At 65.3% G+C, this 21101-nt stretch carries 18 protein-coding genes; 11 read left to right on the top strand and 7 right to left on the bottom strand.

Going from position 1 to position 21101, the window contains the following annotated elements:
• Positions 1 to 218 precede the first annotated feature (218 nt).
• The 4 genes from RB623_RS26160 to RB623_RS26145 all read right to left on the bottom strand — a co-directional run bounded on the left by RB623_RS26160 (position 219) and on the right by RB623_RS26145 (position 6247).
• Positions 219 to 989 carry an SDR family oxidoreductase gene (locus RB623_RS26160; protein ID WP_308060057.1) on the bottom strand — a complete coding sequence of 257 codons (771 nt, stop codon included), beginning with the start codon at positions 987 to 989 and terminating at the stop codon, positions 219 to 221.
• Positions 986 to 2314, bottom strand: coding sequence for a histidinol dehydrogenase (hisD, locus tag RB623_RS26155; RefSeq protein WP_308060056.1), 1329 nt, complete (start codon positions 2312 to 2314; stop codon positions 986 to 988). The genes RB623_RS26160 and hisD overlap by 4 nt, the downstream gene beginning before the upstream one ends.
• A 101-nt stretch (positions 2315 to 2415) precedes the next feature.
• Positions 2416 to 4188, bottom strand: coding sequence for a hydantoinase B/oxoprolinase family protein (locus tag RB623_RS26150; RefSeq protein WP_308060055.1), 1773 nt, complete (start codon positions 4186 to 4188; stop codon positions 2416 to 2418).
• Positions 4189 to 4192: 4 nt separating this feature from the next.
• Positions 4193 to 6247 carry a hydantoinase/oxoprolinase family protein gene (locus RB623_RS26145; protein ID WP_308060054.1) on the bottom strand — a complete coding sequence of 685 codons (2055 nt, stop codon included), beginning with the start codon at positions 6245 to 6247 and terminating at the stop codon, positions 4193 to 4195.
• Between the two features lie 165 nt (positions 6248 to 6412).
• Here RB623_RS26145 and leuC point away from each other — a divergent pair, with 165 nt between their 5' ends.
• The 4 genes from leuC to RB623_RS26125 all read left to right on the top strand — a co-directional run bounded on the left by leuC (position 6413) and on the right by RB623_RS26125 (position 10363).
• Positions 6413 to 7816, top strand: coding sequence for a 3-isopropylmalate dehydratase large subunit (gene leuC / locus RB623_RS26140; protein WP_308060053.1), 1404 nt, complete (start codon positions 6413 to 6415; stop codon positions 7814 to 7816).
• Between the two features lie 4 nt (positions 7817 to 7820).
• Positions 7821 to 8468, top strand: coding sequence for a 3-isopropylmalate dehydratase small subunit (gene leuD / locus RB623_RS26135; RefSeq protein ID WP_308060052.1), 648 nt, complete (start codon positions 7821 to 7823; stop codon positions 8466 to 8468).
• 91 nt (positions 8469 to 8559) lie between these two features.
• Positions 8560 to 9435: an isocitrate lyase/PEP mutase family protein gene (locus tag RB623_RS26130; RefSeq protein ID WP_308060051.1), complete on the top strand. Its 876-nt coding sequence runs from the start codon at positions 8560 to 8562 to the stop codon at positions 9433 to 9435.
• 1 nt (position 9436) lies between these two features.
• Positions 9437 to 10363: a 3-hydroxyacyl-CoA dehydrogenase NAD-binding domain-containing protein gene (locus RB623_RS26125; protein WP_308060050.1), complete on the top strand. Its 927-nt coding sequence runs from the start codon at positions 9437 to 9439 to the stop codon at positions 10361 to 10363.
• Between the two features lie 182 nt (positions 10364 to 10545).
• On the opposite strand, the gene RB623_RS26120 is transcribed toward RB623_RS26125, so the two are convergent.
• Positions 10546 to 11574: a LacI family DNA-binding transcriptional regulator gene (locus RB623_RS26120; protein WP_308060049.1), complete on the bottom strand. Its 1029-nt coding sequence runs from the start codon at positions 11572 to 11574 to the stop codon at positions 10546 to 10548.
• Between the two features lie 175 nt (positions 11575 to 11749).
• Here RB623_RS26120 and RB623_RS26115 point away from each other — a divergent pair, with 175 nt between their 5' ends.
• Genes RB623_RS26115 through RB623_RS26105 form a run of 3 tightly spaced genes read left to right on the top strand, consistent with a single transcriptional unit; the run spans position 11750 to position 15494 of the window.
• Positions 11750 to 12868: a sugar ABC transporter substrate-binding protein gene (locus RB623_RS26115; protein WP_308060048.1), complete on the top strand. Its 1119-nt coding sequence runs from the start codon at positions 11750 to 11752 to the stop codon at positions 12866 to 12868.
• Between the two features lie 29 nt (positions 12869 to 12897).
• Positions 12898 to 14496: a sugar ABC transporter ATP-binding protein gene (locus RB623_RS26110; protein ID WP_308060047.1), complete on the top strand. Its 1599-nt coding sequence runs from the start codon at positions 12898 to 12900 to the stop codon at positions 14494 to 14496.
• Positions 14493 to 15494: an ABC transporter permease gene (locus RB623_RS26105; RefSeq protein ID WP_308060046.1), complete on the top strand. Its 1002-nt coding sequence runs from the start codon at positions 14493 to 14495 to the stop codon at positions 15492 to 15494. Before RB623_RS26110 ends, RB623_RS26105 begins: the two co-directional genes overlap by 4 nt.
• Positions 15495 to 15674: 180 nt before the next feature.
• Here RB623_RS26105 and RB623_RS26100 read toward each other — a convergent pair whose 3' ends face one another.
• Entirely contained in the window at positions 15675 to 15893 is a 219-nt protein-coding gene (locus RB623_RS26100) for a hypothetical protein (protein ID WP_308060045.1), read from the bottom strand.
• Between the two features lie 72 nt (positions 15894 to 15965).
• On the opposite strand from RB623_RS26100, the gene RB623_RS26095 reads away from it, so the two are divergent.
• A complete protein-coding gene (locus RB623_RS26095) occupies positions 15966 to 16805 on the top strand; it encodes a hypothetical protein (RefSeq protein ID WP_308060044.1) in 840 nt (279 codons plus the stop codon).
• A 96-nt stretch (positions 16806 to 16901) separates the two neighbouring features.
• Here the strand turns inward: RB623_RS26095 and RB623_RS26090 are convergent, their stop codons facing one another.
• Entirely contained in the window at positions 16902 to 17729 is an 828-nt protein-coding gene (locus RB623_RS26090; RefSeq protein ID WP_308060043.1) for a GntR family transcriptional regulator, read from the bottom strand.
• A 394-nt stretch (positions 17730 to 18123) separates the two neighbouring features.
• Between RB623_RS26090 and RB623_RS26085 the strand changes: the two genes are divergently transcribed.
• The 3 genes from RB623_RS26085 (at position 18124) to RB623_RS26075 (ending at position 21058) form a co-directional block, all read left to right on the top strand.
• On the top strand, positions 18124 to 18984 hold the full coding sequence (locus tag RB623_RS26085; RefSeq protein ID WP_308060042.1) for an isocitrate lyase/PEP mutase family protein: 861 nt from the start codon (positions 18124 to 18126) through the stop codon (positions 18982 to 18984).
• 13 nt (positions 18985 to 18997) lie between these two features.
• Entirely contained in the window at positions 18998 to 19636 is a 639-nt protein-coding gene (locus RB623_RS26080; RefSeq protein WP_308060041.1) for an isochorismatase family protein, read from the top strand.
• A gap of 261 nt (positions 19637 to 19897) precedes the next feature.
• A complete protein-coding gene (locus tag RB623_RS26075; RefSeq protein ID WP_308060040.1) occupies positions 19898 to 21058 on the top strand; it encodes an iron-containing alcohol dehydrogenase in 1161 nt (386 codons plus the stop codon).
• The last annotated feature ends 43 nt before the right edge of the window (positions 21059 to 21101 follow it).

Below are 21101 nucleotides of genomic sequence, written 5' to 3'. Positions count from 1 at the left end.
GCAACCCCCTCCCCACCACCAACAGCCCTCCCGAAAGTACGGTTCCGATTGCTTGTCCGGCGAAGTTTTTGCCGTCGCCCTGCGTTGCCCACCGGCACCAGGCCGGCGGCCGTCGATCAATCCGGCAGGCGGCGTCCGCAGGGGCAATCCACCGGCGCCTCGCTTTTGCATGCGCCAAATCCTGACGTTCCCGGCTAAAATTGCTTCAATCTGAACCGCTAGTCAGCGGTCCAGCCACCGTCGACGAGCAGCGCGGTGCCCGTCACCAGCGACGACGCATCCGAAGCGAGATAGACCACGGCGCCCATCAGATCCTCCACCGTGCCGGTACGGCCGAGTTTGATCTTCTCCTCGAGCCACGCGACACGTTCGGGCCGGTCGAAGGTCTGCTCGGTCAGGGGCGTGCGGATGAAGGTCGGACAGATCGTGTTGACGCGGATCCGCGCCCTGCCCCACTCGACCGCCATCGCCTTGGTGAATCCTTCGACGGCGAATTTGGTGGCGCAATAGACCGCGCGGTCGATGCCGCCGACATGGCCCATTTGCGACGAGATGTTGATGAGCGATCCCGGCCTGCCGGCCTCGATCAGCCTCCTTGCGACCGAGCGCGTGAGAAAATAGGCCGCCCGGAAGTTGACAGCGACAACGGCATCGAAATCCTCAAGCGTCGTCTCCAGCGCCGGCCCATGCCGCGCCATCCCGGCGCTGTTGACGAGAACGTCGAAGGGAGCAGCGGCGGCAATGGCCGCCTCGGTTGCCTCCACGTCGGCAATGTCGAGCGCAAGCGCCTCGGCGGTCCAGCCGCGAGCGCGCATCGCGGTAGCGACCTCGTCGAGTTCCGCCTTGCGGCGTGCCGCGATCGTGACGGCCGCCCCCGCTTCCGCCAGCGCGCTCGCGCAGGCAAGGCCAATGCCGGAAGAGGCGCCGGCGACGAGCGCCCGCCTTCCGTCGAGCCGGAAGGAAGGAGCGCTCGGCAAGTCGATGGTCATGCCCTGTCGTCGCGGTGGAGCGCCGGCTCGCCGTAACCGACGTTGCGCCCGCCATAGCGGCGCACGCGGACATTGGCCTGCTCGGCATGGCCGACGAACCCTTCCAGCAGGCACAGGCGCGAGCAGTACTCGCCGATCTCCGCCGCCGCTTGGTCGGTCAGCACCTTCTGGTAGCTGTGGGTCTTGAGGAATTTTCCGACCCACAGACCGCCCGTATAGCGCCCCGCCTTCTTCGTCGGCAGCGTGTGGTTGGTGCCGATCACCTTGTCGCCATTGGCGACGTTGGTGCGCGGTCCGAGGAACAGCGCGCCGTAGGACGTCATGTTGTCCAGAAACCAGTCGTCGCGGTCTGTCATCACCTGCACGTGCTCGGAGGCGATGTCGTCGGCCACCGCCAGCATCTCCTCATAACTGTCGCACAGGATCACCTCGCCATAGTCGGTCCAGCTTTTCGAGGCGGTCTCGGCCGTCGGCAGGATTTTCAGCAGCCGGTCGATCTCGGCAAGCGTGCCTTCGGCGAGCTTCCTGGAATTTGTCACCAGCACGGCGGGCGAGTTGTAGCCGTGCTCGGCCTGTCCCAGCAGGTCGGTGGCGCACATCTCGGCGTCGACCGTTTCGTCGGCGATCACCATCGTCTCGGTCGGCCCGGCGAACAGGTCGATGCCGACCCGGCCATAAAGCTGGCGCTTGGCCTCGGCAACGAAGGCGTTGCCCGGCCCGACCAGCATGTGCACGGGTTCGATGGTCTCGGTGCCGAGCGCCAAGGCGCCGACGGCCTGAATGCCGCCGAGCACATAGATTTCATGCGCACCGCCCTTGTGCATGGCTGCCACGATCGCCGGATGCGGCTCGCCCTTGACCGGCGGGGCCGAGGCGACGATGCGCGGCACGCCGGCGACCGACGCCGTCAGCACCGACATGTGGGCGGACGCTACCATCGGAAACTTGCCGCCCGGCACATAACAGCCGACGGACTGGACCGGGATATTTCTGTGGCCGAGGATGACGCCCGGCAGCGTCTCGACCTCGATATCGGTCATGGAGGCCCGCTGCGCCTCCGCGAAGCGGCGTATCTGCGCCTGGGCGAACTCGATGTCGGCCATGTCGCGCGCCGAGACCTTGTTCACCGCCGCCTCGATCTCGGAGGGGGTCAGGCGGAACGAGGCCGGCGCATAACCGTCGAACTTCCGCGACAGTTCTCGTACCGCCGCGTCGCCGCGTGTCTCAATATCTTTGAGGATCCCTTCAACCGTCGCGCGGACCTTCGTGTCGTCTTCCGCGCGCTCCGCAGCCGGCTTACCGCTCTTCAGGTATTGGATGGCCACGCTGCTCTCCATGCGTCTCGAACATCTGCGATCTTATACAGGACCGGACGGGCCGGGCTTGCCGGCAGGGTCGGCAAGCCCGCGATCCAAGGCGGACGCCCCTACTCCGCCGCCTGCGGAAAATAGCCGAAATTGAACGGCTCGGGCTCGCCGCGTTCGGCGCGCTTGCTGGCGCGCAGTTTGTCGGTCGCCGCCCGGTCCACTTTGCCGTTAGCATCGACGATGACGCCATAGTCGGATTCGGCCTTTTCCGGCGACACCAGATCGTAGGCGATATCGCGGGCGACGAACTCGGCCGGACGGTCGAGCGGATCGCCCCAGCCGCCCGATCCGGCGGTGATGAAGTGGATCGTGTCGCCCGGGCCGACGGGCAGGTTGTCGATCTTAGAAGGGATACGCTCCCGTTCCGTCGATCCCGCCCGCACGAGCCACTTGCTGGACGTGCCGCCATAGAGGCCGCCATTGATGCCCCAAGGGGGGACAACTTCGCGGTCGTCATGGATCGAGACCTTGCCGGGCTCGAGCAGGCGGTAGATCTTCTCGATGCCGGCGCCGCCGCGATGCAGGCCGGCGCCGCCCGAATCCTTCACCGGGCGATAGCCCTCGACGAGAACCGGATAGTAGTTCTCGATATATTCGATCGGCGTCGCGGAAAACAGCGGCCACCAGGCATGGCCGTCGAGGCCGTCGCCGCGCGGGCGTCCCGGAACGCCGCCGAACAGCAGTTCCATGAGTTGGAAGTACTTGTTGTCCTTGTCGTGACCCGTGAAGATGAAATGCGGGCTGGTGCCATAGCCCGCCGCCATCGACAGATGCGGAGCGCGCTGGCCGAGCGCGCCAGCCTGGCAGTCGAAGAAGCGCGTATGGGTGTTCAGGCGGTTCGACAGCGCTGCCGGGAAGCGCGGGTTCAGCAGGCTCCCTTCCGGCAGAACGACCTCGAACAAGTCGTAAAAACCTTCGTTGAACAGCACCGAGGGGTCGAACGCCATGATCATGTAGACGCCGAAGAACAGCTTGCAGAGCCCTTCGTGGATATGGAAGTTGATCGGGCCCTCCGCCTGGTCGTCGGTTCCCGTCCAGTCGAACACGGCGACGCCGTCGGCGCGCTTGTAGATCGACAGCTTCATCTTGAACGGACCGTTGCCGAGACCGTCGTCGTCGACATAGTCGGTGAACTCGACCGGCTCGACGGGGATGTACTTCTCGATCAGCACCTTCATCGCTTCGCGCGTGCGGTCGAGGAGCATGTCGCAGGCGGTCATATAGGTCTCACGACCGAAGCGGTCGCAGAGTTCGCGAACGCGCGTCGCCGCAGTGCGGCAGCCGGCGATCAGGGCCATCAGGTCGGCCCGGTTCATGTCCGGCGTGCGTGTATTGTTGAGCATGATGTCGAGCACGCCCTTGTTGAGCACGCCCTTGTCGTAGATGCGCACCGGGGGCACGCGCAGGCCTTCTTCCCAGATGGTGCGGGCATTGGCCGGCATGGAGCCGGGGACGGTGCCTCCGGTATCGACCATGTGGCCGAAGATCGACGAGAAGCCGACGAGGATGCCCTCCTGGAAGATCGGCATCATCACGCACCAGTCGTTGTTGTGCGAGATCGAGCCCTTGCAGGCGTAGGGGTCGTTCCAGACGAAGATGTCGCCTTCGTTGATGTCGCCCTTGAACTGCTCGACGATCGCCGGGATGTAGGAGCCGAACTGGCCCACGACCATCTGGCCGCGATCGTTGCAGATCATGGGGAATTCGTCGTGCTGCTCGCGGATGACCGGCGAGAGCGCGATGCGGACGACCACGCCGTCCATCTCGAAACGCGCGTTCTTCAGGGCATTCTCGATGATGTCGAGGGTGATGGGATCGACTTTCTCAGCCATTGTCTCAGTTCCCCTTCTTGACGGGCCAGATCATCAGATTGCCGTGGGTGTCCACCTCGGCATAGTGGTTCGGCAGAAGCACGGTGGTCGTATCGTACTGCCGGATGATGGCCGGCCCCTGCAGCCGCTGGCCGACGCCCAGCTTTTCGCGATCGTAGTGCGGCGTGTCGACCCAGCCGCCGTCGAAATAGGCCTTGCCGGTCTCGATCAGCGCATCGGCCGGCGTCCCGGAGCCCCGGATGTGCTGCTCGTCGACAGGCGGCGTGGCGCCCGTGGCGACCACACGCAGCGCCACCAGTTCGACCGGCACATGGAAGCGCACGCCGTAGAGGCGCTCATGCAAAGCGTGGAACTTGTCCAGCACGTCTTCCAGCTTGCCGCCGCTCTTGATCGTATCGGCGTCGACGTCGACAGACACCTCGAAACCCTGTTGCTCGTAGCGCAGGTCGAGCGAGTAGGCGATGCCGCGATCGGCTTCGGCGATCTCCTGCTCGTCGAGCCACTCGAGCGCCTTCGCGCGCAGGTCGCGGAAGCGCGACCAGACCTGGTCTGCGTCGATCCCTCTGGTCGAGCGGATGAAGGTCTGCACGAATTCGTTCTTGAACTCCGCCTCGAGGAAGCCGAGCGCGGAAAGGACGCCCGGATTGGCGGGCACGACCACCGGATAGCAGCCAAGCAATTGCGCCATGGCGTTGGCGTGGAGCGGACCCGCGCCGCCGAAGGCGACGATGCCGAACTCGCGCGGGTCGAGACCGCGCTGCACGGTGATGACGCGCAGCGCGCCGAGCATGACCTCGTTGGCGATGTCGAGGATACCCTGTGCGGCCTCCTCGGTCGACAGGCCGATGGCCTCGCCGATCTTGCCGACAGCCTTCCTGGCGCCCTCGACGTCGAGCGCCATATCGCCGCCGAGAAGCACGGGCGGCAGGTAGCCGAGCACGACATTGGCGTCGCTGACGGCCGGTTCGGTGCCGCCGCGGCCATAGGATACGGGGCCGGGACGCGCGCCGGCCGAGCGTGGGCCCACCCGCAGCGACCTGGTCAGTTCCGAGACCTCGGCGATCGAGCCGCCGCCGGCGCCGACCGAACGCACGTCGAGCGTGGGAACCTTCGCCGGGAAGAGACCCACTTCGGTCGAACGCGAGATCGTCGGTTCGCCATCGATGATGACCGAGACGTCGGTGGAGGTGCCGCCCATGTCGAAGGCAAGCAGCTTGTTCAGGCCGGTCCTGCGCGCCACCATCACCGTCGACGTGACCCCTCCCGCCGGGCCGGACAGCACCGTATGGACGGGCCGGTCGGCCGCCGCGGCAGCACTCATCAGACCTCCGTCCGAGCGCACGATATGAAGCTTGGCCGACACCCCTTCCCTGTCGAGGCGCTCCTCGATCCGCGACAGATAGCGCTTCATGATCGGCCGGACGTAGTCGTTCATCACCGTGGTGATGGCGCGGTCGTATTCGCGGAACTCCGGCAGGATGTCGGAAGAGAGCGAGACCGGAATGTCGGGGTGACGCTTTGCAACGATGTCGCGCAGACGTCGTTCGTGTTCCGGATTTGCATAGGAATGCAGAAGCGAAATCGTCAGCGCCTCGATGCCGGAGCCGCATAGGTCGTCGATGAGTTCGGTCGCGCGGGCCACGTCCAGCTCGCGGACAATCTCGCCCCGCGCATTCATGCGCTCGGGCATGCCGCGGGTATCGGCGAGCGAGGCGAGCGGATCTGGCTTGTCCATGACGATCCAGCCGAACAGCGGGCCGGGCGTCCACGACTTGGCAAGATGCAGCGTATATTCGAAACCTTCGGTCACGAGGAGGCCGACACGCGCGCCTTTGCCCTCGAGCACCGCGTTCGTGGCGACCGTCGTGCCATGCAGCACCAGGGAAATGTCCGCCGGCTTGATGCCGGCCTTTTCGCAGATCAGCTTGACGCCGGCAGCGACACCGATCGACTGGTCCTCCGGTGTCGACGGTGTCTTGGCCTGATACGTCCGCTGCGTCTTCTCGTCGTGGAGCAGCAGATCGGTGAACGTTCCGCCCACATCAACACCCAATCTCATGCTCGTCCTCCCATTTTACGTGGTCCACTGCCACGAGCCGACTTGCGACACTTAACTTGAATGCGTATGCAATGAAGCATATTTTCTGTCCAGCGCGCTTCGCAAGGATTTTTGGGACCGCCTGGAGAAGGGGATGTTCCCCCGAAACGAGGAAGGGAACGGCGCATGGGTGGCCGGACGCTCTACGACAAGGTCTGGGACGCGCATGTGGTGCGTGAATACGACGACGGAACGAGCCTGCTGTACATTGATCGCCATCTCGTCCAGGAAGTGTCCAGCCCGCAGGCATTCGAGGGCCTGAAGGATTCCGGCCGCAGGCTGCGGCGTCCCCAGGCGCACATCTCGGTCGCCGACCATGCCGTCCCGACACTGCACCGGGGCCGGCCTCTGGCGCCGGGGCTGGCTGCCAGCCAGGTGCAGAGGCTGCGCGAGAATTCGGCACGCTACGAGATCCCCTACATCCCGATGAGGGATCGCCGTCACGGCATCGTTCACGTCATCGGACCCGAATTGGGTTTCACGCTGCCGGGAGCGACGCTTGTCTGCGGCGACAGCCACACCTGCACCCATGGCGCGTTCGGCGCGCTCGCCTTCGGCATCGGCTCGAGCGAATGCGAAAGCGTGTTCGCGACGCAGACGCTGCGCCAGCGCAAGCAGAAGCGGATGCGCGTCCTGCTGCAGGGCGCCCTGCCCGACGGCGTGACCGTCAAGGACATGATCCTCGCGCTCATCGCGAAAATCGGCACCGGGGGCGGCAACGGCCATGCGATCGAATATGCGGGATCCACGATCGGCTACCTCTCGCAGGAAGCACGCATGACGTTGTGCAACATGTCGATCGAAGCGGGCAGCCGCGTCGGCATGATCGCACCGGACGAGACGACCATCGCCTATGTGAAGGGCCGGCCGCTGGCACCGGCCGGCGAGATGTGGGAGCGCGCTGTCGCCGAGTGGCGCTCGCTGCCGTCCGATCCGGATGCCGTGTTCGACCGCCAGGTCGACATCGACGTCTCGGCGCTGGTGCCGCACGTTTCGTGGGGCACCACGCCACAGGAAACGCTGCCGGTGACGGCGAGTGTCCCCGATCCAGCGCTCGAGAGCGATCCGGCCCGGCGCACGCGAATGGAGCGCAGCATCGCCTATATGGGTCTGACGCCGGGAATGCCGCTCACGCAGATCCCGATAGATCGTGTGTTCATCGGCTCGTGCACCAACGGCCGCATCGAAGACCTGCGTCTTGCCGCAGCGGTCGTGAGGGGCCGGAAGGTCGCTGGCCGCGTGACGGCGATTGTTGTCCCCGGCTCGGCAACGGTGCGTGTCCAGGCGGAAGAAGAAGGTCTCGACCGCGTCTTCCGCGAGGCGGGTTTCGAGTGGCGCGATGCCGGCTGCTCGATGTGTGTCGCCATGAACGACGACCGCCTCTCCGAGGGCGAGCGCTGCGCATCGACCTCCAACCGCAATTTCGAGGGGCGCCAGGGCATCGGCGGGCGAACCCATCTGATGAGCCCCGAAATGGCCGCCGCAGCGGCAATCGCCGGCCACCTGGCCGACATCCGCGAGGTGCGGTGACAGCATGGAATCCTTTACCCGTTTGACCAGCGCGGCGGCGCCGCTGCCGGAAGCCGACATCGACACCGACATCATCTTTCCCGCCCGCTTTCTCCTCCTGCTCGACCGCAAGGGACTGGGCAAGCATGCCTTCCACGAACGCCGCCACCGCAAGGACGGCGTGCCGTTCGTACTGGACATCCCGCCGTGGACTGGCGCGCGGATTCTCGTCACGCAGGCGAATTTCGGTACTGGCTCCAGCCGCGAGCACGCCGTGTGGGCGCTGGCGGACTTCGGCATCCGCTGTGTCATCGCCGAGAGCTTTGGCGAGATCTTCTACGCCAACTGCTTCAAGAACGGCACGCTGCCGGTGGTCGCGCGCGGCGAGGAACATGCAGCGATCATGAGCGAGGCGCAGGCGGGGCGCGAGATCACCGTCGACCTGCCGACACAAAGCGTGGTCCTCGCCAGCGGCCGCAGCATAGGCTTCGACATCGAGCCCCACCGCAAGCGCTCGCTGCTGCTCGGTCTCGACGAGATCGGATCGATCCTTGCCGACGATGAACCGGAGATCGCGGCGTTCGAAAACCGGCATCGCGGCGCCAGGCCGTGGTTGTTCCTTTCGAAGGGCCAGCTCGCCTATTTCGCGGACACGATCGAAGAACTGGGATGACGCGGGCGATGATCTTATCCCGTGCCCCCCGGCGACAACCACAGCGCGGCACCGGCTGCCGTGGAGCTCAAGCAGGGAAGACAAGCAGCAAATGAGCAAACCGAACCTCCGGGCCGCCCTGCAATCGGGCACTTTCGTCGTGGCGCCCGGCATCCATGACATGATCACCGCAGTCGTCGCCAACAAGGTCGGCTTCGACTTCGTCTATGCTACCGGCTACTGGATGACGGCCTCGGCCCACGGCATCCCGGATGCCGGGATTGCCACCTATACCGAAATGCGCGACCGCGCCGCAGCACTTGCGCGGACGTCGAATGCCAGCGTCATAGCCGATGCCGACACGGGTTACGGCGGCTTGCTCAATGTCCACCATACCGTGCGCGGCTATGAGGATGCCGGCGTGGCGGCGATCCAGATCGAGGACCAGGTCTTTCCGAAGAAATGCGGTCATACGCCCTTCAAGCGCGTCACCCCGATCGTGGACATGGTCGAGAAGGTCAAGGTCGCCTGCGACGCCCGCCGCAGCCCGGAGATGCTTGTCATCGCGCGCACCGATTCGCGGCAGACCGGAGGCTATGAGGAAGCCGTGCGCCGCGGCCTGGCTTATGCCGAAGCCGGCGCCGACATCGTGTTCCTGGAAGCGCTGGAGAGCGAGCACGAGATGCACGACGCGTGCCGGCGCATCAACAGGCCGATGCTGGCGAACATGGCCGACGGCGGCAAGACACCCATCCTGTCGGCAAAGCGCCTGGCCGAAATCGGCTACGCCATGGCGATCTTCCCGGCCACGACCGGTCTTGCGGCCGCTCACGCCGCGGAGAACGCTCTCAAGATCCTCAAGGAGCAAGGGACGTCCAATTCGCCGCAAGTGCCGCTTTTCAACTTCAGCGAGTTCAACGAACTGATCGGGTTCCCGGCCGTCTGGGAATTCGAGAAGAAGTGGGCACGCGACGACGCGGCGGTCTGATATGGCGAAGATAGCTTGCATCGGTGCGGGACTAGTCGGGCGCGCCTGGGCCGTGGTCTTTGCCAGGGCGGGTTTCGATGTCGCGCTTCATGACCGCGTTGCCGACGAGGTAACGGCCAGGGCGTTGCCCACGATCGCGCGCATGTTGGAGGGATTGCACGCGACCGGGATGCTCGCCGAGGACCCGGCGACGGTGGCAGGACGCATACGTGCCGCCGCTTCGATCGCGGAAGCGGTCGACGGTGTCGCGCATATGCAGGAAAGCGTCCGCGAGGACGTCGCCATCAAGCGCGAAGTCTTTTCGGAGATCGCTGCTCATGCCCCCGCAACTGCGCGGCTGTGCTCTTCCACGTCCGCCCTGAGGGGCTCTGAGTTCCTGACGCACATCCCGGCGCCGGAACGCGCCATGGTCGCACATCCCGTCAATCCGCCCTCGCATATCCCGCTGGTCGAGATCTGCGGCAGCGGGCTGACAAGCGGCGAGCAAATCGACGCCGCCAAGACCTTCTTCGAAGAGGCAGGCATGCGGCCGATCGTTCTCAACAAGGAGATCGACGGCTTCATCCTCAACCGGCTGCAGTACACGCTCGTCGCCGAGGCGCTGCATCTCGTCGGCGAAGGATATTGCAGCGCGTCCGACATCGACAGGGTCATGACCGACGGCCTCGCGCTGCGCTGGGCCTCGCTTGGACCGTTCGCCGTGGCGCATCTCAACGCCGCGGGCGGCTTTCGCGCCTTCGTCGAACAGCTCGGGCCGATGATGCGGCGCATGGGCGAGGATGCCCGAACCGACTACAAGTGGACGGACGAAATGGTCGAGGCGATCCACGCCGAGATCAGCGCCCGCATCCCGGTCGACAGCATCCCGGAGCGGCAGGCGTGGCGCGATCGGCGCATCCTCAAGACGAGAAAGCTGCAGGAGGACTAGTGTCGTGATTTCGAAGTTCGCTTCATTGTTGATATCGGCCGCTCAGGCGAACTTCGAAATCAAAACGACACTAGAATCAATAAGTTGCTAGTGTCCCTCAGATTCCGAAATTCGCTCTGAGCGTGATATCAAATGCGGCGAATTTCGGAATCGGGACACTAGACCCGCAGGCTTGTCTCGCTCTAGGCACTGGACGGCTGGCGCACCGTATCGCGCCAGATCAGCCTTACCGGGATGACCTTGTCGATCGCCGGCTCGATCGGCGTTTCCGGGTCGTCCAGATGGAGGATGGAAAGCGTTTCCTCGACCATCTCCTCCACCGGCTGGCGCACGGTCGTCAGCCGGTAGGGCCATCGCCTCGCGTCGGGGATGTCGTCGAAGCCGGCCACCATGACGTCTTCGGGAACGCGCAGCGAAAGCCGCTGGCGCAGCACGTCCATCGCCGCCATCGCCATGATGTCGTTCACCGAGAATATCGCCTCCGGCAGGCTGTCCCGCTGAAACGTGCGCGTCGCCGCCGCATAGGCACCTTCGTAGGAAGAGTGCCCCTCGACGACGCGGATTTCGCTGCGCGCAATACCGGCTTCCACAAGCCGGTCGGAGAAACCGCGCGCACGGTCTGCGCTGGTCGTGCCGCGCGGATCGCCCAGGATAAGCGCAAAGCGTTTTGCCCCGGCCGCGAGGAAGGCCTCGGCGATCATGCGCCCGCCGCCGACATTGTCGCACCGTACGCCGGATGCGTCGGAGCCCGGAATGTAGCGGTTGAAGAGGACAATCGGGATCCCCCGTTCGTGGCAGATGCTCGTCATGCGCGTCGACAGTTGCGCGGCCGTGAGGATGACGCCGTCCACCTGGTAGCGCAGGACCCGCATCAGAGCCTGGTCGGCCTCCGCGCCGTTGTCGACGGTGAAGGTCAGCACCTGGCGGCCCTCCGCCTGGAGGCGTCGCACGAGCGTGCTGAGCACAGTGACGTAGAACGGGTTGGCGAGATTGCCGAGCACCACGGCAACGATGTTCGAGCGCTTGGTGGTCAGGCTCGAAGCGATGGAATTGGGGACGTAGTTGAGCTTGCGCGCCGCTTCCAGGATCCGCTGGCGCTTCGCTTCCGCGATGCTCGAGCCGGGCGAGAATGCGCGCGATACAGCCGACTGCGAGACGCCTGCAAGCGCAGCCACGTCGAAAGATGTAAAGCGCGTCTGTCTTCTCGTCATCGCGTCCTCGACCTGGCTTCATGGCCGTGCTCTTTCCCCGACTATTCCAAAGGCAGGCAAATTTCCAGTGTCGAGACGAATTGACTGTTGCATGAACCTGAACCATGATTGCATGCGTATTCACGGCGATGCGCCGCCCGAGGGGGGCGGCTATCGCGACAAATGGGAGAACCTGATGCTTCACAAGACCGCTGCGGCCGGCGCAATCGCGCTCGCTGCCGCCATCTCATTCGCATTTCCGGCACTGGCGCAGGAGGCGGAAGGCGTCGCCAACGCCAAGAAATTCCTTGAGCCCTACCTTGCCAAGCCTGTCTTCACCGCACCGGGCGAGGCCTTCGACGCAAAGGCCTGCGCGGCCGGGAAGAAGATGCTGTCGATCCCGAATTCCAGCGCCAATCCGTTCCTCAAGGGCATCATCGACCGCATGAAGAAGGTCGGCGGCGAACTCGGCCTGCAGGTCGTCGAGTGGGAGAACCAGGGACAGCCTAGCCAATGGGTTCAAGGCTTCGAGTTCGCGATCCGCGACAAGTTCGACATCGTCGATCTCATCTCGGGCATCGATCCCGGCACTGTCGCGCCGCAGGTGAAGGCGGCCAAGGACGCCGGCGTGAAGGTGATGACGTCGCACTTCTACGACCCGTCCTTCGATCAGCATCCGGACGTGTCCTCATCGCTGACCATCGGCTTCAACGAGGTCGGCAAGATCCTCGCCAACTGGGCGATCGCCAACACCGACGGCAAGGCCAACATCCTGACCATCGTGTCGCGCGAAGTGCCGCCGACGATACCGCTCACGGCCGGCATGGACGAGATGCTCGCGGCCAACTGCCCCGACTGCAAGATCGTGCAGGAGATCAATGTCGGCGTCACTGAATGGGCAACCAAGATCCAGCCGGCCGTGCAGGCCGCGCTTCTGGCCAACCCGGACATCAACGTGATCATCCCGGTCTACGATTCGATGTCGCAGTTCGTGGTTCCGGCCACGCGCCTCACCGGCAAGGCCGGCCAGGTCAAGGTCGCTACCTTCAACGGCACGCCGTTCGTGCTCGATTTCATTTCGCAGGGCGTCGTCGACATGAACATCGGCGAGAGCCTCGACTGGATCGCCTACGCCACCGTCGACGGCCACCTGCGGGACGCATGTGGCATCAAGGGCCCGACCGCGCTGAACGTGCCGTTCTACATCTTCGACAAGAACAACATATCCGACGCCGGCACGCCGGCCCAGTTCGACACCGGCTACGGCGATGCGTATGTGGCCGGCTTCCGCAAGCTGTGGGGTCTCGATCAGTAGTGAGCCTGTCTTTCGAAAAAGGGCCGGAAATGGCCGGTTCCACCAGCCCGGCGGCGCGGCCTGCGCCGCCGGTTCTGCGTCTCGACGGCATCGCCAAGACCTTTGGCGGTGCGCGCGCGCTCAAGGGTGTGTCGTTCGAGGTGGCGCCCGGAGAGGTTCATGGCCTCCTCGGCAAGAACGGCTCCGGCAAGTCGACGCTGGTCAAGATCCTTGCCGGCTTCCACGCGCCCGATCCGGGCGGCGTGATGGAGTTCAACGGCGAGGCGGTGACGCTGCCGCTGAAGCCGGGCGACTTCCGCCGCCTCGGCATGAGTTTCGTGCACCAGAACCTCGGTCTGGTGCCATCCCTGACCGTGCTGGAGAACCTGCGCCTCTCCGACCTGACGGCAGGCCGGCGCGGCTTCATCAACTGGTCGGCCGAACGCCGCGCCGCGCGCGAAGCGCTGGCGCGCTTCGACGTGGCTTTCGACCCGGACCAGCGCATCGACCGGCTGTCGGCGGTCGACCGCGCCCTGCTCGCCATCGTGCGGGCATTCGAGGAGATCCGCGTGGCGCGCGAGGCATCGGGCAAGCCCGGCCTCGTGCTTCTCGACGAACCGACCCCTTTCCTGCCGCGCGAAGGTGTCGAAAAGCTCTTCACGCTGATGCGCAGCATCGCAAGTCACGGATCGAGCGTCGTGTTCATCTCGCACGATATCGACGAGGTGATGACGATCACCGACCGCGCCACCGTCCTGCGCGACGGCGACGTCGCCGGAAGCCTGGTCACGCCCGAGGCCACCCACGAGCAGGTCGTGGAGATGATCGTCGGACGCAAGCTGGCACGTACCGTGCCGCTGCGCACCGCGAAGGTGGTCGAACGTAAACCGCGCATGCGGCTCGAAGGCGCGGCGAGCGCCAAGTTGAAACCGTCGAGCGTCACCATCGGCGAGGGCGAGATCGTCGGTCTCACCGGCCTCATAGGCTCCGGATACGAGGAGTTGCCCTACCTGGCCTTCGGTGCGCGGCCGACCACCGGCGGCACGCTCTCGCTCGAAGGCGGCGCGGCGATGGCGCTCGCCTCCCTGAACCCGCGCAAGGCGATAGAACTCGGCCTTGCGCTGCTGCCTGGTGATCGGCAGGGCGCGAGTGGCGTCGATACGCTGCCGATCGTCGACAACATGTTCTTGCCCGATATCGAGCGCTTCTTCTCGCGCGGATTTCTGAACCACCGCCGCATGAAACGCGAGGCGTGGCAACTCGGCGAAACATTCGAGGTGCGGCCGAACGATCCGCTGCTGAAGCTCTCCGCGCTTTCGGGCGGAAACGCGCAGAAGGTGCTTGTCGCGCGCTGGATGAACCGCAAGCCGCGGCTGCTGCTGCTCGACGAGCCGACGCAGGGCGTCGACGTCGGGACGCGTCAGCAGATCTTCACGGCGCTGCGGGCGGCCGCGGCACAAGGCATGTCGGTCCTCTGCGCCAGTTCCGACGCCGAACAGCTTGCCGACATCTGCGACCGCGTTCTTGTCTTCGCGCGCGGCGCCATCTGCGAGGAACTCGTGGGCGCCCAGATTTCGAAGGATAGCATCGCGGAGGCCTGCTACGCCTCGCTCGAGCGCGCTTCGCCAGCCAACGGAACACAGCCATGACCGACATTACCCAGGCCCCTGCCCCGGCTGGCGGCGTCCGCGTCAACTATGCGCGGCTGTTCGAGCGGGTGGCGCTCATCGCGGTATGGTTCCTGCTGATCGCCGGCTTCGGCGCCGCCATGCCGAACTCGTTCCTCAATTGGGGCAACTTCGCGATCCTGTTCGCGTCCTATGCTCCGGCCGCGCTGCTGGCGCTGGCGATCATCGTGCCGCTGACGGCCGGCGACTACGACCTGTCGGTCGGCGCGACGCTGACGCTGTCCTCCTGCATCATCGGCGTGCTCAACGTCTGGGCCGGCCTGCCGATCCTGCTGGTGATCGCGCTGGCACTGGGCGCCGGCGTGATCGTCGGCCTGGTGAACGCGTTCTTCATCATCTACGTGCGCATCCCCTCGCTGGTGGTCACGCTGGGCACGACCTCGCTGATGACCGGCATCGTGCAGTGGATGACGAATTCCTCGACCATCGGCGGCATCGACAACGGGCTGGTGATGGCGGTGGTGGGCGGCCGCTTCCTTGGCGTGCCCTATGCGTTCTACTACGCCATCGTGGCGGCAATCCTGATGTCCTACGTCTTCGACTTCACCCCGCTCGGCCGGCGATTGCTTTTCGTCGGCCGCGGGCGCGAGGTGGCGCGGCTCAACGGCATTGCAGTCGATCGCGTACGCGTCGGCGCACTGGTGACGTCCGGCGTGCTCGCAGCCGCCGCGGGCGTTCTCTATGCCGGGGTGCTCGGCTCGGCCGATCCCTATTCCGGCCTCAACTTCCTGCTGCCGGCCTTCGCGGCCGCGTTCCTGGGCGCCACCACGATCCTGCCGGGGCGGTTCAACCCTTGGGGTGCGGTCGTCGCCGTCTATTTCCTCGCCACCGGCATCACCGGCCTGACCATGCTCGGCATCCCGCTCTGGGTGACGAACGTATTCAACGGCGGCGCGCTGATCCTGGCCGTCACCATCTCCCAGCTCACGCGCGGACGCGAGGCAAGCGACATCGGCTGACCGTCCGGCGGCGGGGCGCCGGCTGATCGAATGAAAGGGAGAAGGACGATGATGCCGCCGGCCTTGCGCGGCTGACCCCGGCTCTTCCGGGAGTTCACATCGACTACGCATTCACTTCGCATTGCGGTCATGGGAACGGCCGGCGTCGCAGCCGGTATCGGCTCGAAATCCGGGGACAGTTTACTCAATTCCGGGTTCAAACGCTGCCGCGGCGGCAGTGCGGGGATCGGAATTGAGTAAACTGTCCCCGGATTTCTCCGGATTTTCCGCCTCGGAAACGGGGATGGAACGTTCGTCCCAGCCGTAAAATATTCTTGGCTGCACGCCGGTCAACGCCGCCAAGCCGTTGTTTTTGCTGGCCCCGCCTTCTTCCGCCCAGGGTGCGAAACGCCAGCGCACAAAATTCCTATCCCCCTCCCGAAAACCGGCCTCATGCTCATCGGCCGGACGAGCTGGCGAAGGGAATTTTCAATGGACGGGAGCGGGCCGATCGAGAAGAACCGGGAAGCGCTGAAGCGCATCCTGTTGATGCTCGTGTCGATGGCCGGCTTTGCCGATGGCGGGTCGACCCTGCCGCGCCAGCTTCACCGCGCCATCCTAAAACTGCTGCGTCCGGCCGAATCCGCGGCGCGGCGGTTGATCATCGCGGCGGCGCGCGGCATCGTCGTGACCCTGCCGCCGCTGCGCCCGCGAAAACCGAAACCGAAAACCAACGAGACCGTGCTGCGCCGCCTCGGCATCGCCGTCACCATGTCGAATGCCGACTTTGCCCGGGCCGAAGCGGCCAGGCGAGCCGCCGCGCTGCGCGCCGCCCGTCCTCGTATCCTGAACCTGTCGCTTCTCGATCCGCTCAAAAATCCGTTCCGCGTCCGCCGCCGCTATGTCCCGGCACATGCCGCCCCGCGCATCAGGTCGCTCTTTGACGACTCGCCATGCCGCCCGCTGCCGCCGCCGCCAACGCCGGACGATCCGATTGACGCGGCGCGCCTCGGCCAACGGCTGGAGGCGTTGGGCCGCGCACTCGACGACCTGCCGGGACAGGCAAGTCGCTTCGCCCGCTGGAAGGCGCGCCACGACGCAGCACGCGCGCGAGACAGGGAAATCAGCGCCGCGGCGGTCGCGCAAGGCAAGCAGGCCGCGGTCCGGTTCCGCCGTCTCTCGCCGCTGCGGCGCGGTCGTCCGCCCGGCGGCCGGCTGTCGCGATACGACCCGACAGCCATCCATCCGCGCAACATCCGCGAGATCGACGAGATTCTGGCCCACGCCCACGCGCTGGCCGTCTACGCGCTGGAATGTCCCGACACGTCCTGACGAGCCTCGCCGGACACCGCAAATCAAGCTCGACGGCCGGACGGATTTTTCCCGCTCCTCGGCGGCGATGGCGGTCGCCCAGTCTTCAGGGCATCATCACTCCGGCGCTGGTTTGGCGCGGTGGATGTGCATCACATAGCTCATCTGGTCGGCTGGATGCCAGTTGAAGGAGGCGATCAGCACGCCGCTGTCGGTGAGATACCGGCGCAGGAGCTGCAGGGACCACGCGCCCGGCTTCAATCCGAGATGACGGCCGATCTCGGGCGGCATGGGCAGCGCACGGATCTCCTGAACCGCCTCTTCGATCTTGCCGTCGGAATGACGCTCGAGCAAGGAGAAGAACGGTCCCTGGTGGTTCTCGAGCAGCGGAACGACATGCTCGAACCGTGCCGGAATATAGCTCTGCACGAAACAGATTGGCTTGCCGCCGGGCGCGGTCCAGCGCACGCCACTGATGACGAACCACTCCTCGCCCGCGAGTCCGCCGACAAGTTCGGCAAGGTCGGGCGACAGCGTCACCCGCGCCTTGTCGAGAATGACGAACCAGGTTTCGACCGCGACCTGGAACAGTTCCTCCAGCGACCGGAACGACTGCTGAAAGGTCGATTGAGGCCGGACGGAAACGACTCGCGTGCCGACGCCCTGCCGGCGCTCGACATAGCCGTGCTCGCGCAGGTAGCGAAGCGCTTCGCGGATGGTGAACCGGCTCGTGGCGAACTCGGTCGCGAGTTCGATCTCGGTCGGCATCAGGCTGCCGAGCGGATACGTGCCTTCGATGACCCTCTCTTCGAGAACCTTCTGGATGCGAGCATAACGGGGACCGTCCGCGGTGTTGTCGGCTTCGGTCGTCGGCGTCTCGTCGCTCATGGTCATCGATTCCGGGATGCCGCGTCCGGCCGTCCGGCCGGCTCCTGTGCTTTTCACCCACACTCCCCCGCGGTGCAAGGTTTTCGGCTGGCGCCGGTGCAGACAGTGGCCCCATCAAGAAGATTGCAAATGTCTGGACAAATCAATCCGGTTTGGGCACAGACATCCTGATATTTTCCGGCATCGCCTTTGCCGGCATTTGAGGGGCCAACTTAGGGTCTGTTGAGATTCAGGTCAGGGCGAGTCGAAAATGGTGGATTTCGAGAACCGGAACGGAGTGTACGTTCAAGTACATGAGTACCGGAAGCGCAGAAAGCCGCCGTTTGCAGACCGCCATGGCCTGAATATCAACAGACCCTAGGCGAGGCGCGCGCGGCCGGGATTGATCATCGTTTCGAGCGCTTCGGCAAGCTGCTCGCCAACCACTGACCACAAAGAAAGACGGGATTTTATGGCCGATCCAGCCCTCAAAGCCGCCCTAGCGAAAAAGGAACTGATCCTTGCGCCCGGCATCTTCGACCTGATCTCAGCGCTGATCGCCGACCGCCAGGATTTCAAGGCGCTCTACGTGACCGGCTACGGCACGGTCGCCTCCTATCTCGGCCTGCCCGATGCAGGCATCGCCACCTATCGCGACATGATCGAACGCATCGCGCAGATGGTGAAGATGACGACCAAACCGGTGATCGCCGACGCCGACACCGGCTACGGCGGCCTGCTCAACGTGCGTCACACGATCCGCGGCTACGAGGATGCCGGCGTGTCCGCGATCCAGATCGAGGACCAGGAGTTTCCGAAGAAGTGTGGTCATACGCCCGACCGGCGTGTCGTGCCGCTTGAGGACATGGTCCGCAAGATCGAGGTTGCCGTCGACAGCCGGCGCAGCGACGATTTCCTCATCATTGCGCGCACAGATTCGCGCACCTCGCTCGGCATCGACGAGGCGATCCGGCGCGGCAAGGCCTTTGCCAAGGCCGGCGCCGACGTGGTGTTCGTCGAGTCGCCGGAGTCGCAGGAGGAGATGCTGATGATCGCCGACCAGATCGACGCGCCGCTCTTCGCGAACATGGTCAATGGCGGCCGCACGCCGATGCTGCCGGCAGCGCGTCTCCAGGAGATGGGCTATTCGATCGCCATCCATCCGGCGATCGGCTTCCTGTCCGTGGGCGCAGCACTCCAGAAAGCCTATTCCGATCTCGCCAGGAACGGCGAGACATCGGCCGACATCGAGCTCTACTCGTTCGCCGAGTTCAACAAGCTCGTCGGCTTCGAGGACGTCTGGGCGTTCGAGAAGAAGTTCGCACAGGTCTGACCCGGAGGCTGCCATGACCGACGATCTCGCCGAGAACTACAAGCGGGCCTATTCGAACAAGGTCGGCTTCGGGCGGAAGCCGGCGCTGGTGTTGATCGACTTCGCACATGCCTATTTCGACAAGGGCTGCGATCTCTATGCCGGTGTCGAGGACGCCCTGGCGTCCGCGTTGCGCCTGCGCGAGGCGGCACACGAAGCCGGCATCCCGGTCGTGCTCACCGAGGTGCGTTATCAGCCGGGCGGCATCAATGGCGGCCGTTTCTTCGAGAAGGCGAAGCCGCTGAAGGCCTTCGTCGTGGGTGAGCGCACCGCGGAATTTGCCGACGGGCTCGTGCCGCGACCCGACGAGATCGTCGTGACCAAGCAGTATCCGAGCGCCTTCTTCGGCACCTCGCTCGCCTCGACGCTGACGGCCGCCGGCATCGACAGCCTGATCCTGACCGGCCTCACGACGTCGGGCTGCGTGCGGGCGAGCTGCATCGACTCCATGTCCTACGGCTTCCGCACGAGCGTCGTGCGCGAGGCATGCGGCGACCGCCACCCGGCGCCGCACGAGGCCAATCTCTTCGACATGAACGCCAAATACGCCGATGTGGTCTCCGAAGCCGAAACCATCGCGTTCCTCCAGTCGCTGCGCGGCCGCAACGACTGATGGCCCCGCAGTATCGCGATCGTCGGTGGCGCCGGTGACATCGGCTGTGCCTTCGTGGCGACGCTGAAGGTGGCCGGCGGCGGCGGAGAACATTTTCGGACCCATCCGCTTCCTTCTCCGTCCGGATAGAGACTACATGACCGGCCAGGAGCCGTGGGCCAACAGTGGGCGCCTGCATGCCCTGAGTCGCGCGGCAGCGGCGCATCAGGACGGTTCGAAGATAGAAGACTCGCCACCCCGTCGGATCCGGAGGATGACAGGATGAACCCATTCACATTCAACACCACCCCTTCGCTCGTGTTCGAATCCGGCGCGGCGCGGCGCTTCGGCGCCGTTGCAGGCGGCAGGCTCGGCCCGTCGGTCCTGTTCGTCACCGATCCGGGACTGAGGAAGCTCGGGCTGTGCGATGCCGCGATTGCTTCACTTGAAGAGAAGGGCGCCCGAGTGACGGTATTTGACGCCGTCGAGGCAGACCCGTCGCGGGCGACGCTGATGAAGGCCGTGGAGGCCGGAAAGGCCGCGGGCGCGACCGGCATCGCCGGCTTCGGCGGCGGCTCCTCGCTCGACGTCGCCAAGCTCGCCGCCCTGCTGATCGGATCCGGCGAAGATCTTGACGGGGCGTGGGGCGTCGGCCAGGCCAAGGGACCTCGCCTGCCGCTGGCGCTGGTGCCGACGACTGCCGGAACCGGATCCGAGGTGACGCCAGTCTCCATCATCACGGTCGGAGACGAGGAGAAGCGCGGCGTCTCCTCGCCCGTCATCCTGCCCGACATCGCCGTGCTCGACGCCGAGTTGACCATCGGCCTGCCGCCTGCGATCACCGCTGCGACCGGCATCGACGCGATGGTCCATGCCATCGAGGCCTATGCCTCCAGGAGCGCGAACAACAATCCCTTGTCGAAGATGCTGGCAAGGGAGGCGCTCAGGCTGCTCGGCGCCAATATCGAGACGGCCGTCGCGGATGGCCGCAATATCGCGGCCCGCGGGAACATGCTGCTCGGCTCCATGCTGGCCGGCCAGGCCTTCGCCAATTCGCCGGTGGCGGCCGTGCATGCGCTGGCCTATCCGATCGGCGGCACGTTCCATATCCCGCATGGACTTTCGAACGCGCTGGTCTTGCCGCACGTGCTGCGCTTCAACGCAGCCGACGCCGCACATCTCTATGCCGAGATAGCGGCGGATGCCTTCCCGCACATTTCGCGCGAGGAAGGCGCGCAGGGGCGCTGCTCGGCCTTCATCGAAGAACTTGTCGCTCTTTCCGCAAGGGTGGGCCTGCCGCCACGGCTGCGCGACGTCGGCATCGGCGAGGATGCGCTGCCGAAGATGGCAAGCGACGCGATGAAGCAGCAACGGCTGCTGGTGAACAACCCGCGCGAGGTGAGCGAGCAAGATGCGCTCGCGATATACCGAGCGGCCTGGTGACGGATCACGCATACCGCCCGTAGAAAAGCGGGCGCCGCATCCG

This window comes from Mesorhizobium sp. LHD-90, from assembly GCF_030929505.1.
Lineage (GTDB): Bacteria > Pseudomonadota > Alphaproteobacteria > Rhizobiales > Rhizobiaceae > Kumtagia.
This window is presented reverse-complemented; position numbering and strand designations above follow the sequence as displayed.